The following is a 13,138-nucleotide window of genomic DNA, read 5'->3' as shown; positions in this document are numbered from 1 at the left end:
AAAGCTTATCGCTTTTCCATGGAAAGACTCATTCAAAGCTCCTCGGTCCCGCTCCACAATCCCGCATCCTCGACCACATACAACGCCCCCCGCCGGTCGGACGCCGTGCGCAGGATGAAGCGGTTGCGGCCGCCGGCCTTGATCGTCCACAACCCGCCGTCCAGGGGGCGGAGATCCAGTTCCTCCGGGATCGGGCTTTCGCCCAGACGTTTCAGCGCGCGGTCGGCGCGGACGCGGTCGGCGGCGGACAGGCTCTGGAGGGCGCGGGCGTCGAACCGGTCGCTCTTCACGTAGCGGGTGCCGTAGCCCTGGACCGGGCTGGACGGGCCGCCGGGATCGGCCAGGGTCCGCGCCGCCATCAGCCGCCAGCGGGCCGCGCCGCAGTGAAGGGCGGCCTCGCCATGCGCGACGCGGATGCGGTCGAGCAGGGGAGGGAACAGCGGCATCAGCTCCCGCCGCTTGAAGGCCACGCGCCGCATGACGTCGTGAACCGCGCCGTCCGCCGCCCCGGCGGCCTGGGGAAACCCGTCGGTCTCCGCGCGCAGCAGTGGGGCGATGTGCGCCGGGTCGCCGGTCGCGCCCAGCGCCTCGGCATGGGCGCGCCACCCGGCGAGCGCCGCGTCGATCCGCGCAAGCGCCGCGTCGATTCCGGAGCGGGCGGCGTCGAGAGCCCGGTCGCGCGGCGTGTCGGCCGACAGATCGGCCAGCCACGCCTCCGCGAAGAGGCGGTGGGTGGTGGGCATGACCGGAACGGAAGCCTCAGCCGTCCGCGCGCATGCGGGCGACGATGGCCGCCAGCGCCTCGGCGGCCTGGTCGTTGGGAACCTGGCAGGTGCCGGCCGCCTGGTGGCCGCCGCCGCCGTATTCCAGCATCAGCGGGCCGATGTCGGTCTTCGACGAGCGGTTGATGATCGACTTGCCGCAGGCGAGCACGGTGTTCTGCTGCTTCAGGCCCCACAGCACGTGGATCGACACGTTGGTCTCGGGGAACAGCGCGTAGATCATGAAGCGGTTGCCGGCGAAGATCGTCTCCTCGTTGCGCAGGTCCAGCACCACGACGTTGCCGTGCAGGGTCGAGCAGCGCTTGAGCTGGTCGACGAAGGGTTCGGCGTGCTGGGCGTACAGCTCCGTCCGTTCCTTCACGTCGGGCAGGGCCAGAATCTGGTCGATGGAGTGGTTCCGGCAATAGTCGATGAGATCCATCATCAACTGGTAGTTCGACACGCGGAACTCGCGGAAGCGGCCGAGCCCGGTGCGCGCGTCCATGATAAAGTTCAGCAGGGTCCAGCCGGTGGGCGTCAGGATGTCGTCGCGGTCGTAGCGCGCCGAATCGGCCTGATCGACCGCCGTCATCATCTCCTCGGAGATGGTCGGGAACCGCTCCTTGCCGCCGTAATAGTCGTAGACGACGCGCGCCGCCGAGGGCGCCTTGGGGTCGATGACGTAGTTCGGCTTCTCGCCGACGCGGATGGTCTCCGACAGGTGATGGTCGAAGACGAGGTGGGCGCCGTCCACATAGGGAAGGTTGGTGGTGATGTCGCGGTCGGTGATCTCGATCTTGCCGTCCTGCATGTCCTTGGGATGGACGAACTTGATCTCGTCCAGGATGCCCAATTCCTTCAGCAGGACGGCGCAGACAAGCCCGTCGAAGTCGGAACGGGTGACGAGACGGTACTTCTCGGCGACGGACATTGCGGGCTTCCCTTGGCGGAGAGGACGGTTGCGCGGTGGCGGGAGGGTAGTCGCCAACCGCCGCGCCGCGCAATCCCCTAACCGTTTCCGGTCTCCGCCGCGCGAAACCGTCAACCCCAGGGGCCGCGCCGGGTTTCGCGCCGGGTCCAGGGACCCTGCGGCATGAAGCCGCCGCGCGGCTGCGCCGGCCCCGCGAAGGCCCCGGCCATGGCGCGCAGGCGCTGCACGCGCTCGCCCATGTCCGGGTGGGTGGAGAACAGGCTGCCCAGGCTGGCGCCGCGCAGCGGGTTGGCGATGAACAGGTGGGCGGTCGCCGGGTTGGCCTGCGCCGGGTGATTGGGGATGTGGTTGGCGGCGTTGTGGATGTTGGTCAGCGCGTCGGCCAGCCACAGCGGGCGCCCGCAGATCTCGGCGCCCAGGCGGTCGGCCTCGTACTCGCGGGTGCGGCTGATCGCCATCTGCACCAGCGAGGCCGCGATGGGGGCCAGGATCGCCGCCAGGAGGCCGCCGACCAGGCCCAGCGGATTGCCGCCGCGTTCGTCGTTGCCATGGGAACCGCCGAAGAACAGCCCGAAATTCGCCAGCATCGACAGCGCGCCGGCGATGGTCGCGGTGACCGTCATGATCAGGGTGTCGCGGTTCTTCACATGCGCCAGCTCGTGCGCCATCACCCCGGCGATCTCCTCCGGGCTCAGCATCCGCAGCAGGCCGGTGGTCGCGGCGACGGCGGCGTGCTCCGGGTCGCGGCCGGTGGCAAACGCGTTGGGCTGGTCGTTCTCGATGACGTACACGCGCGGCATCGGCAGGCCGGCGCGTTCGGCCAACCGGGCGACGATGCCGTGGAACTCGGGCGCCGACCAGGCATCCACCTCGCGGGCGCCGTACATGGACAGGACCATGTCGCCGGAGTTCCAGTAGCTGAACAGGTTCATGCCCAGCGCCGCGACGAAGGCGACGATCAGGCCGGTCTTGCCGCCCAGCAGAAAGCCGACCGTCATGAACAAGGCCGTCAGCGCGGCCAGGAGGATGGTGGTCTTCAGAGTGCTGGCCATGGTCGTTCCATCGGTTCAGGATGGGGATGCGGGATGTGTCCGTCCCGTTTCCCGGCAGATATGGGTTTGGCCGAAGCCCCCCTTCAAGATGGTTGCAAGCAGGTTGCCATGACCGAAAACACCCCCGCCGCCGCCCCGGAAGAGACCGGTGCCGACACCACCGCCGAAGCCGCCGCCCCGCCGTCCGCCGAGACCGTTCCCGAAGGCGGCACGCCCGGAAAGGGACCGGAGCAGAAGCCCGGCGAGATCGGCGGTCCGAACGGCCCGGAACCCACCCGCTACGGCGACTGGGAGTTCAAAGGCCGCTGCTCCGATTTCTGAGATCTCAAGGCTTAGGACTTTCAGCCTTGAAAAGCTGAGAAACCAAATGGAATACAAAAGTATTCAGGACTATAAGCCTAGTTTAAGCTTGTCCTGACGGAAGCGGCGGGGTAGCCTTGTGTCGTGGTCCGGGCACGCTGCCCGGTTTGGCTCAAGGCTTTCCCCATGCACGCGCTTCGCCGCCGGATGTCACCCGCCGCGCTGTCCGGCCTTGCCGTGGCGGTCTGCGGGGTCTTGGGCACGGCCCTGTGGGCGGTGGAAGCGGGCGGCGCTCCCGCCACGCTGCCCGGACCGATCCCGGCGGAGGTGGTCGCGGTGGTGGACGGCGACACGCTGACCGTCCGCGCGATCATCTGGCTCGGTCAATCGGTGGAGACCAACGTCCGGCTGGACGGCGTCGACGCGCCCGAGATGCGCGCCCACTGCCCGCGGGAGAAGGCGCTGGCCGAATCCGCGCGCGAGGCGGTGCGCGGGCTGGTCGGCGCCGGGCTGGTCCATCTGCTCGACGTGCAGCCCGACAAATACGGCGGCCGGGTCCGCGCCCGGATCCACGTGGCCGGGGGCGGCGACCTGACCGAGGCGCTGCTGCGCACCGGACTGGTCCGCCCCTACCACGGCGAACGCCGCCGCTCCTGGTGCGAGGAGGCGGACCCGAGCTGAGCCGCCGGTGGCCGTCCGGCGCCCCGCCCTGTTCGGTCTTCAGTGGCTCATCAGCACCGGCACGGTCATGTGCTGGAGCATGTAGCGGGTCATGCCGCCCAGCACCAACTCGCGCAGCCGCGAGCGGCCGTAGGCGCCCATCACCAGCAGGTCGCAGCCCTCGTCCGCCGCCGTGTTCAGGATCGTGTCGCCCGGCTCCACCACGTCGGTGGCGACGTGGGTCGCCTCGACCCTACAGCCGTGGCGGGACAGGTGGCGGGCGATGTCGGCGCAGGGCTCGTCGCCCAGGCCCTTCGGGCCGGGCTTGGGGTTGGCGGCCATCACCACCACCCGCTTGGCGCCGCGCAGCAGCGGCAGGGCGTCGCCGATGGCGCGGGCGGCCTCGCGGCTGCCGTTCCAGCCGACCAGCACCCGCTCGCCGATGGTGGCGAAGGTGCCGGCGTAGGGAACCACCAGCAGCGGGCGGCCGCTCTCGAACAGCAGGTCGGCGGGCTGGGCGACCAGTTCGTCGCGGTCGCGGTCCGGATCGGGCTGGCCGACGACGATCAGGTCGGCGTAGCGGCCGTGGACGGCGGCGGCGGTGGTCGGATCGCGCTCCACCGCCAGCCACTCCGACCGTTCGGTCCGGCCGTGCCGGCGCATCGCGTCGTCGAATCGCTGCGCGGCCCGCGCGACCCGCGCGTCGAGATCCTTGCGGCGGCCGGCGCGCAGGTCCGCTGGAATCTCGGCCTGGATGTAACCGGGCAGGGACACGTCGGTGTAGGCGTAGAGCGCGGTCAGATGGGCGTCGTCGCGGGCCGCCAGCCGGGCGGCCAGATCGAGTCGCGCCGCCGAAGCCGCGCCGTCGTCGACGACCACCAGCAGATCCTTGAGTGCCATGGCGTTGTTCTCCCCTGAACGGTCGTTGGGCGGGAGCTTGGTCTGGGCCGACACCCCCACCGGAGTTGGCAGTATAGGACGCGCCCAGCGTGGCCGCGACCGTCCGAATGGGAAGCGCTGGCATTCCGAGGTTGCGCGACTTTCCCCAAACGCGACCGGTGGGATAAAAGGGGACAACTCCGGGTTCAGGGCGTCCGGCACACTGGAGGATGTCTTTCGCAAGGCATTGAGGAAGAATGACCGCGAAAACGGCCGAGCATTGCGGTCAACCGCAACCCCGGCTTGCGTGAGTACTAGAGTATGAAGCGTTGTGTTCAGCAACAATCTCGTGGAAACAGCCAAGTTGCCGTCTTTTCGGGCGGCTTTGGTTTTGACGCGCCACCGACACATCGCGTAAGTGTTGGGCAACGATTTTCTGCCGAGTCCCTCGATCTTTGTTCGCCATGAATCCGGATCCCCACATCTCCGCGCTGGTCGAAGCGTTGTCCGGCACCGCCAGCGGTGCGCCGGCACTCGATACCCTGCGCCAGATTCTCGACGCGATGCCGGTCAAGGTGGGCCTCTTCGATCGCGACCGCCGCCACATCTACGCCAACCGCGCGTATCTGGAGATGATGGGCGCGACGCTGGAGCGGGCGCTGGGTTGCACCATCGGCGACCTGCTGGGGCCGGAGGTGCAGCGCAGCACCATGGGCCTCGCCAAGCGCGCGATGAACGGGGAGACGGTGTCCTCGGAAGGCTGGCTGACGCAGGCCGACGGGCAGCAGCGCTACATCCTGCGCCTGCACGCGCCGCACCGCATGCCCGACGGCGCCGTCGCCGGCTATTTCGTCATCATCCAGGACATGACGGAGCGGCGGCAGGTACAGGACGACCTGTTCCGGCTCGCCTACTACGACCCGGTGACCGGGATGGCCAACCGCCTGATGCTGCTCAAGCACATGGCGGATTACCGCAGCATGGGCGAGCCGTTCACGCTCGTCATCATGGACATCGACCGCTTCGCCGACATCCGCACCAGCCTGGGCCAAGCCTTCGCCAACGACCTGCTGGAGGATCTGGCCCACCGGATGGGCGCGCAGGGCGCCGCCTTCGACCTGATCGCGCGGGTCAGCGACCACGCCTTCGCGCTGCTGGTCGCCGGTCCCTGCGACCGACCGGCGGTGGAGCGGGCGCTGGAGGAGTTGTCCGGGGTGGTGCGCTCGGCGCGCTCCGGGTCGGGGGGCACGGTGTTCCTGTCGGCCAGCATCGGCGTGGCGGTGGCGCTGCCCGCCCACGAACGGCCCGAGGACGTGCTGCGCGACGCCGAGATCGCCACCGGCCGCGCCCGCGAGCAGGGCGGCGGACGGCAATCCTGGTTCGACCCGGCGATGCACGCCCATGTGGTCGAGCAGGTGCGGATGGAGCACGACCTGCGCGGCGCGCTCCAGGGCGGCACCGACCTGTGGGTCGCCTACCAGCCCATCGTCGAGATGGTGACCGGTGGCTTGGCCGGCTTCGAGGCGCTGGTCCGCTGGAACCACCCGGAGCGCGGCAACATCCCCCCCGGCGTCTTCATCCCCATCGCCGAGAGCACCGGGCTGGTGGTGACGCTCGGCACCTGGGTGCTGCGCGAGGCCTGCAAGCAGATCGCCGCCTGGCAGGACCAGCGCGAGCCGGGATCGGCGCCGTTGTTCATGAGCGTCAACCTGTCCACCCGGCAGCTTTCCGACCCCAACCTCGTCGACGTCGTGCGCGACGTGCTGCGCGAGACCGGGGTGGAGCCGTCCTGGCTGAAGCTGGAGCTGACCGAGAGCGCGGTGATGGACAAGGCGGAGCAGTCGATCCGCCTGTTGCAGGACTTGCGGACGCTGGGGATCAAGCTGTCCATCGACGATTTCGGCACCGGCTATTCCTCGCTGTCCTACCTGCACAAGCTGCCGATCGACAGCTTGAAGGTGGACCGCTCCTTCGTCTCGGCCATGCACCAGTCGGAGGAGAACCGCGCCATCGTCCGCATCATCATGGATCTGGCGCGGCTGCTCGGCTTCGACGTGATCGCCGAGGGCATCGAGACCAGCGCCGACGCCAACCTGCTGCGCGCGCTCGCCTGCGACTACGGGCAGGGCTACCACTTCGCCCGGCCGTTGGCACCGGAGGCCGCCGGCAAGCTGGTGGGCGGCGACCTGCCCTGGCGCCCGCTGGACTGAAGGTGTCGTAAGGGGCTGGGCTACCCGGCCAGCCCGGCCTCGATGGCGATGCGGATCAAGGCGCGCGGGCTGTCGGCGCCCAGCTTGTCCTTGATCTGGGTGCAGACGTTGGCGACCGTCTTGTGGCTGAGGCCCAGCGCGCCCGCGATGACCGCCGCCGTCCGGCCATGCCCGATCTGGGCCAGGATTTCGCGCTCGCGCCGGGTCAGCAGGGCCAGCGGGTCGGCGGCCGGCAGCAGCGCCTGCAGGGCGAGGGCTTGCGCCAGCCGTGGCCCCAGGAACACCGTCCCGGCCAGCGCGCTCTCCACCGCCGCCGCCAGCGTGCCGGCGGGGTCGCGGTCGCCGACGCAGCCGCGCACCCCGGCCCTTAGCGCCCGCGCCGCGAGGGCGGGATCGGTCCCGGCGCCGAACAGCACCACCGCCGTGGCCGGATCCTCCGCGAGGATGGCCTGGGCGGTCTCGAACCCGTCCTGATCGGGAAGGCCGATCACGGTGGCGGCGGGGCGGTCGCGGCGCCAGCGGGACAGGCCGGGCTCGCCGTGCTCCGCCTCCTGCACCGGACCGAAGCCGGCCTCGGCCAGCAGGACGCGGCAGCCGGCACGGATGACGGGCCGGTCGTCCAGGACGAGAACGCTCGCGTGCATGGCGATCCTCCGGTGGGGTGTGTCGGTTGCGGCTGCGCTTGCCCCCTCCCTAACCCTCCCCCGCTGCGCGGGAGAGGAAACTCCGCCGAACACCATCAAGGATCCGGCACCCTCTCCCGCCGAAGGCGGGGGAGGGATGGGGAGGGGGCCAACCATGGCTGGATAATCCCACTTGTCGGAATGTTAGTGCCGCGAAGCGATCGGGCGCCATTGGTCCATCGTCCGACCATGGTTGCAGTGGCCGGGAAAACTTCCCGTCGATCCCATGATCGCTTTCCCGCCCATGCCGGGCAATTCCTCATCCTCCCAACGTCGCATTGCGGTGATTGTGGTGTTTCCCAACAATGGGTCCTGCAAGACAACGGCGTCGGATCATGCGGGATTTCGACGCGATCTTCACTGACGAAGACTTGTCCGCACAGCGCCATTTCTTGACGCCCGAGCGCATCGGCGCGCCGGCCCGTGCATCGATGCTTCGCGTCGATTGGCCGGACGGCGCGCGGGTTCCCGCCCGTGCCCATCGCCCGGACACAACGGGCCAACCTCTTGGGGGAAACGCATGACACCTTGGTCTCATAAGGCGCGCTCGCGCCTCTCGCTCGGCGCCAGCGTCGCCGCCATCGTCGCAGGGCTGCTGGGCGCCGCCACCCTGGCCGCCCCGGCCGTGGCCGCCGACGTCACCTGGGACGACATCGCCAAGGACGGCAAGACGAACACCGACGTCCTGATGTACGGCATGGGCGTCGAGGGCAAGCGTTTCAGCACCCTCAAGCAGATCGACACCGCCAGCGTGTCGCGTCTGGTCCCGGCCTGGTCCTTCTCCTTCGGCGACGAGAAGCAGCGTGGGCAGGAGACGCAGGCGCTGGTGCACGACGGCATCATCTACGTCACCGGCTCCTACTCGCGCATGTTCGCGCTGGACGCCAAGACCGGCAAGCGGCTGTGGTCCTACGCCCACCGCCTGCCCGACGACATCCGCCCCTGCTGCGACGTGGTCAACCGCGGCGCGGCGATCTACGGCGACAAGGTGTTCATGGGCACGCTCGACGCCTCGATCGTCGCGCTGAACAAGAACACCGGCAAGGTGGTGTGGAAGCAGAAATTCGCCGACCACAAGGTCGGCTACACGATGACCGGCGCCCCCACCATCGTGAAGGACCAGAAGACCGGCAAGGTGCTGCTGATCCACGGCTCCTCGGGCGACGAGTTCGGCGTGGTCGGGCGGCTGTTCGCCCGCGATCCCGACACCGGCGAGGAGATCTGGATGCGCCCCATGGTCGAGGGGCACATGGGCCGGCTGAACGGCAAGGACAGCACCATCACCGGCAACAAGGAAGCCCCGTCCTGGCCGCGCGACAAGGAGGGCAAGCTGGTCGAGGCGTGGAACCACGGCGGCGGCGCGCCCTGGCAGAGCGCGACCTTCGACGTGGAGACCAACACCATCGTCATCGGCACCGGCAACCCGGCGCCGTGGAACGGCTGGGCGCGCTGGCCGGGCGACAGCCTCTACACCTCGGGGCAGGCCTACGTCGATCCAGCCACGGGCGAACTGAAGGGCTTCTACCAGCACACCCCCAACGACGCCTGGGACTTCTCCGGCAACAACGAGCTGGTGCTGTTCGACTACACCGACGCCACGGGCAAGGTGATCAAGGCGACGGCCCACGCCGACCGCAACGGCTTCTTCTACGTCACCGACCGCACCAAGCTGGCGACGGCCGGCGGCGAGCCCAACAAGCCGAACAGCGTGCTGGCCGCCTATCCCTTCGTCGACGGCATCACCTGGGCCAAGGGCATCGACCTGAAGACCGGCCGCCCCATCGAGAACGAGGGCCAGCGTCCGCCGCTGCCCGAGGGCGAGGAGAAGCGCGGCAAGGCGGTCGAGGTCTCCCCGCCCTTCCTGGGCGGCAAGAACTGGAACCCGATGTCCTACAGCGAGGACACCAAGCTGTTCTACATCGCCGCCAACCATTGGAAGGAGGACTACTGGACCGAGCACGTCGGCTACAACCCCGGCTCGGCCTATCTGGGCATGGGCTTCCGCATCCACAAGTTGTTCAACGACCATGTCGGGACGCTGCGCGCGCTCGACCCCTCGACCGGCAAGATCGCCTGGGAACACAAGGAGGAGCTGCCGTTGTGGGCCGGCACGCTGGCGACCGCCGGCAATCTGGTCTTCACCGGCACCGGCGACGGCTACGTCAAGGCGTTCAACGCCAAGACGGGCGAGGAGCTTTGGAAGTTCCAGACCGGCTCGGGCATCATCTCCTCCCCCGTCACCTGGGAGCAGGAGGGGGTGCAGTATGTCGGCATCACCACCGGCTACGGCGGCGCGGTGCCGCTGTGGGGCGGCGATCTGGCCGACCTGACCACCCGCGTGACCCAGGGCGGGTCCTTCTGGGTGTTCAAGCTGTCGGACGTGAAGGTGTCCAGCGCCAAGTGACGCGCTGACCAGCGGGTGGGGCGGCTAGTCGCCGTCCCGCCCATCCTGCCGGAATTGTGGAGAGCCTCTCATGAACGCGAGCCTGCGCGCGCTGTGCCTGATGACCGCCTTGGTCCTGCCCGTGATCCCGCCCGTCACCGGCGTGCTGGCGCTGGCGGCGGACAGCGAATCGACCGAGGCCCTGGTCGGCGGCGGGGAGGAGGAGCGCCCGACCGAGGTGGCCGGCTGCAAGCTGGTTCCCAAGGCCGTCTGCCCGAACCTCGACCTGCGCCACCGCAACCTGCGCAGCATCGACCTGGGCGGGGCCGACCTGCGCGGGGCCAACCTGATGCGGGCCGACCTGCGCCACGCCAACCTGCGCGGCGCGGACCTGCGCGGCGCCATCATGGACGGGGCCGACCTGAGCACCGCCTTCCTTCAGAACGCCAAGCTGGGGGGCGCCCGGCTGCGCGGCGCCAATCTGGAGCAGGCGCGGGCGACCGGCGCCGATTTCACCGGCAGCGACCTGACCGCCGCCAATCTGGAGGCGATCAAGGCCGACAAGGCCGACCTGACCGGTGCCAACCTGGAAGGGGCCGATCTCCAGGAGGCCAAGCTTGCCAGCACCAACCTGTCCAACGCGGTGATGGAGGGCACCAAGATCCGCTTCGCCATCTTCCAGGGCGCGCTGATGGACGGCTGCCGGGGTTGCCCGACCGACTGGTGAGGACGGCTTTCGAGGAAAATGCGGGCGGCTGCCTTTTTCCTCTTGCGGGAGCGGCCGGTTTTCCGTAGAAAGCCGCTCCCGGACGACGGGAACGCGGGCGTAGCTCAGGGGTAGAGCACAACCTTGCCAAGGTTGGGGTCGAGGGTTCGAATCCCTTCGCCCGCTCCAAGTCGCGGGACAGCACAGCGAAGCACAAAGGGCCGGGCGCAACAGCGCACCGGCCCTTCGCTTTTTCGGGCTTCCGGCGACGTTCTGTCTTTCGTGTTGGCAGGCCTCTTATTTCTCTTGCAAGCTTGGCCGTTTCTCCGTAAAAAGCCGCTCACCGACGACGGGAACGCGGGCGTAGCTCAGGGGTAGAGCACAACCTTGCCAAGGTTGGGGTCGAGGGTTCGAATCCCTTCGCCCGCTCCAAGTCGCGGGACAGCACAGCGAAGCACAAAGGGCCGGGCGCATCAGCGCACCGGCCCTTCGCTTTTTCGGGCTTATACTCCCTCTCCCGCCCCGGGAGAGGGAAGGGGCCCACGGCGGATGCCGTGGGAAGGGTGAGGGGCTAGAGGGACATGGATTAAGTCCCACGCCCGATAGCCCCTCACCCTCCCCGCTTCGCGGGTCCCCTCCCTCTCCCGGGACGGGAGAGGGCTTTACATCAACCCAGCTTCTGCTTGGCCATCGCGCCCAGGCGCAGGCGGAGCGCGTTCAGCTTGATGAAGCCTTCCGCGTCCTTCTGGTTGTAGACGCTGTCCTGCTCGAAGGTCACGTAGTCCATGCGGTAGAGCGAGTTCGGCGACTTGCGGCCGACCACCGACACCACGCCCTTGTAGAGCTTCAGCCGGACCGTGCCGTTCACCACGTCCTGGGTCTGGTCGATCAGCGCCTGGAGCGCCAGACGCTCCGGGCTCCACCAGTAGCCGCAGTAGATCAGCTCGGCGTAGCGCGGCATCAGCTCGTCCTTGAGGTGCCCGGCGCCGCGATCGAGCGTGATGCTCTCCATCGCGCGGTGCGCCACCAGCAGGATGCTGCCGCCCGGCGTCTCGTAGATGCCGCGCGACTTCATGCCGACATAGCGGTTCTCGACCAGATCGAGGCGGCCGATGCCGTTCTCGCCACCCAGCCGGTTCAGCTCGGTCAGGATCTGCGCCGGCGTCATGCCGACGCCGTTGATCGCCACCGCGTTGCCGTTCTGGAAATCGACCTCGATGTAGGTCGGGGTCTCCGGCGCCTTCTCCGGGGAGACCGAGCGGGTGAACATGTCCTCGTCCGGCTCGACCCACGGGTCTTCCAGCGCCTTGCCCTCGTACGAGATGTGCAGCAGGTTGGCGTCGGTCGAATAGGGCGCCTCGCCGCGCTTGTCCTTGGCGATCGGAATCTGGTTCTTCTCGGCGTAGTCCAGCAGCGTGGTGCGGCTGTTCAGGTCCCACTCGCGCCACGGCGCGATGATGGTGATGTCCGGACGCAGCGCGTAGTAGCCCAGCTCGAAGCGGACCTGGTCGTTGCCCTTGCCGGTGGCGCCGTGCGACACGGCGTCGGCGCCGACCATGTTGGCGATCTCGATCTGGCGCTTGGCGATCAGCGGCCGGGCGATCGAGGTGCCGAGCAGGTAGGTGCCCTCGTACAGCGTGTTGGCGCGGAACATCGGGAAGACGAAATCGCGGACGAACTCCTCGCGCAGATCGTCGATGAAGATGTTTTCCGGCTTGATGCCCAGCAGCTCGGCCTTCTTGCGGGCCGGCTCCAGCTCCTCGCCCTGGCCGAGGTCGGCGGTGAAGGTCACCACCTCGCAGGCGTAGGTTTCCTGAAGCCACTTCAGGATGACCGAGGTGTCGAGGCCGCCCGAATAGGCGAGCACCACTTTCTTGACCTGCTTCTTGGACGCGCCGCTCATGGGACTGCTCATTACGGATAAAGGGAGTGAGGCCGCGACCGTACGGCCTTTCCCACCCGCCTTCAAGTCCCGCACCCGCATCCGAGGCCCGGTTTCAGTCCTTGCCTTCGGCCGGATCCACGAAGGGCCAGCGCATGTAGGCGAAGACCCAGAAGGCGAGGACGTTCACGTAGGGGACCAGCAGCAGCAGCACCCACAGCGGGCTGCGCCCCGCCTTGGCCAGCACCCAGCCGCCCGCGACCATGCTGTAGGTCATGACCAGCGAGATGATGAGGTAGAACTGCCAGGGCTCCAGATCGTTGATGAAGGCCATCACACGCTCCTGCGGGCTTTGACGACGGGCTTCCGGCGCTCCGGCAGCACCGGCCAGCGGCTGTGGGCCAGCACGCCGATCACCGGTACCAGCCCGAAGGGGATCAGCGCCAGCAGCGCCCACCAGGGCGACAGCCCGGCCCGGCGCAGGATGCGCCACAGCGGCCAGACGATGGCCAGATCGAACAGCAGAAGCCCGAACAGCGGGCTGGCGACGATCTCCTGAAGGAACTCCGGCAACGAACCCTCTCCACCTGCGCGGCCGACCCCGGCCCAAGGACACCGCGCGAGAGAAGCGCGCCCACCGGCGTTTGTCGAGGCAAAGTTTGCATTCCCAACCGTCCGGCCCGAGCTTCCG

At 68.6% G+C, this 13,138-nt stretch carries 13 protein-coding genes and 2 tRNA genes; 7 read left to right on the top strand and 8 right to left on the bottom strand.

The window, feature by feature from the left end:
* Nucleotides 1-32 precede the first annotated feature (32 nt).
* The 3 genes from EJ913_RS26175 to htpX all read right to left on the bottom strand — a co-directional run bounded on the left by EJ913_RS26175 (nucleotide 33) and on the right by htpX (nucleotide 2,744).
* The gene (locus EJ913_RS26175; protein ID WP_127003486.1) at nucleotides 33-743 is read right to left on the bottom strand and encodes a hypothetical protein; all 711 of its coding nucleotides are present in this window, start codon (nucleotides 741-743) and stop codon (nucleotides 33-35) included.
* 16 nt (nucleotides 744-759) lie between these two features.
* A complete protein-coding gene (locus tag EJ913_RS26170) occupies nucleotides 760-1,692 on the bottom strand; it encodes a DHH family phosphoesterase (protein ID WP_127003484.1) in 933 nt (310 codons plus the stop codon).
* Nucleotides 1,693-1,802: 110 nt separating this feature from the next.
* Nucleotides 1,803-2,744 carry a zinc metalloprotease HtpX gene (gene htpX, locus EJ913_RS26165; RefSeq protein WP_127003482.1) on the bottom strand — a complete coding sequence of 314 codons (942 nt, stop codon included), beginning with the start codon at nucleotides 2,742-2,744 and terminating at the stop codon, nucleotides 1,803-1,805.
* A 108-nt stretch (nucleotides 2,745-2,852) separates the two neighbouring features.
* Between htpX and EJ913_RS26160 the strand changes: the two genes are divergently transcribed.
* Entirely contained in the window at nucleotides 2,853-3,065 is a 213-nt protein-coding gene (locus tag EJ913_RS26160; RefSeq protein ID WP_127003480.1) for a DUF1674 domain-containing protein, read from the top strand.
* A gap of 165 nt (nucleotides 3,066-3,230) precedes the next feature.
* Nucleotides 3,231-3,725: a thermonuclease family protein gene (locus EJ913_RS26155; RefSeq protein ID WP_244939492.1), complete on the top strand. Its 495-nt coding sequence runs from the start codon at nucleotides 3,231-3,233 to the stop codon at nucleotides 3,723-3,725.
* A gap of 39 nt (nucleotides 3,726-3,764) precedes the next feature.
* Here the strand turns inward: EJ913_RS26155 and EJ913_RS26150 are convergent, their stop codons facing one another.
* Entirely contained in the window at nucleotides 3,765-4,604 is an 840-nt protein-coding gene (locus tag EJ913_RS26150; RefSeq protein ID WP_127003478.1) for a universal stress protein, read from the bottom strand.
* Between the two features lie 443 nt (nucleotides 4,605-5,047).
* Here EJ913_RS26150 and EJ913_RS26145 point away from each other — a divergent pair, with 443 nt between their 5' ends.
* Complete coding sequence (locus EJ913_RS26145; RefSeq protein WP_127003476.1) at nucleotides 5,048-6,793, top strand: putative bifunctional diguanylate cyclase/phosphodiesterase; 1,746 nt, start codon at nucleotides 5,048-5,050, stop codon at nucleotides 6,791-6,793.
* A 20-nt stretch (nucleotides 6,794-6,813) separates the two neighbouring features.
* On the opposite strand, the gene EJ913_RS26140 is transcribed toward EJ913_RS26145, so the two are convergent.
* Nucleotides 6,814-7,437 (bottom strand): response regulator transcription factor, encoded by a 624-nt coding sequence (locus EJ913_RS26140; RefSeq protein WP_127003474.1) that lies wholly within the window; start codon nucleotides 7,435-7,437, stop codon nucleotides 6,814-6,816.
* A gap of 559 nt (nucleotides 7,438-7,996) precedes the next feature.
* Between EJ913_RS26140 and EJ913_RS26135 the strand changes: the two genes are divergently transcribed.
* The 4 genes from EJ913_RS26135 (at nucleotide 7,997) to EJ913_RS26120 (ending at nucleotide 10,997) form a co-directional block, all read left to right on the top strand.
* Nucleotides 7,997-9,880, top strand: a complete 1,884-nt coding sequence (locus EJ913_RS26135; RefSeq protein ID WP_127003472.1) for a methanol/ethanol family PQQ-dependent dehydrogenase — start codon at nucleotides 7,997-7,999, stop codon at nucleotides 9,878-9,880.
* 70 nt (nucleotides 9,881-9,950) lie between these two features.
* Nucleotides 9,951-10,586 (top strand): pentapeptide repeat-containing protein, encoded by a 636-nt coding sequence (locus tag EJ913_RS26130; RefSeq protein WP_238521116.1) that lies wholly within the window; start codon nucleotides 9,951-9,953, stop codon nucleotides 10,584-10,586.
* Nucleotides 10,587-10,679: 93 nt separating this feature from the next.
* Nucleotides 10,680-10,754 (top strand) — tRNA-Gly (locus EJ913_RS26125).
* Nucleotides 10,755-10,922: 168 nt separating this feature from the next.
* A tRNA-Gly gene (locus EJ913_RS26120) sits at nucleotides 10,923-10,997 on the top strand.
* A gap of 235 nt (nucleotides 10,998-11,232) precedes the next feature.
* Here the strand turns inward: EJ913_RS26120 and EJ913_RS26115 are convergent.
* The 3 genes from EJ913_RS26115 to EJ913_RS26105 all read right to left on the bottom strand — a co-directional run bounded on the left by EJ913_RS26115 (nucleotide 11,233) and on the right by EJ913_RS26105 (nucleotide 13,020).
* Complete coding sequence (locus EJ913_RS26115; RefSeq protein ID WP_127003470.1) at nucleotides 11,233-12,468, bottom strand: argininosuccinate synthase; 1,236 nt, start codon at nucleotides 12,466-12,468, stop codon at nucleotides 11,233-11,235.
* A 94-nt stretch (nucleotides 12,469-12,562) separates the two neighbouring features.
* The gene (locus tag EJ913_RS26110; protein WP_127003468.1) at nucleotides 12,563-12,781 is read right to left on the bottom strand and encodes a hypothetical protein; all 219 of its coding nucleotides are present in this window, start codon (nucleotides 12,779-12,781) and stop codon (nucleotides 12,563-12,565) included.
* Nucleotides 12,781-13,020 carry a hypothetical protein gene (locus EJ913_RS26105; RefSeq protein WP_127003466.1) on the bottom strand — a complete coding sequence of 80 codons (240 nt, stop codon included), beginning with the start codon at nucleotides 13,018-13,020 and terminating at the stop codon, nucleotides 12,781-12,783. The genes EJ913_RS26110 and EJ913_RS26105 overlap by 1 nt, the downstream gene beginning before the upstream one ends.
* Between the last annotated feature and the right edge of the window lie 118 nt (nucleotides 13,021-13,138).

It is taken from the genome of Azospirillum doebereinerae (assembly GCF_003989665.1).
Taxonomy (GTDB): domain Bacteria; phylum Pseudomonadota; class Alphaproteobacteria; order Azospirillales; family Azospirillaceae; genus Azospirillum; species Azospirillum doebereinerae.
Note: the sequence above shows the minus strand (reverse complement) of the source record. Positions and strands in the feature narration are given on the sequence as shown.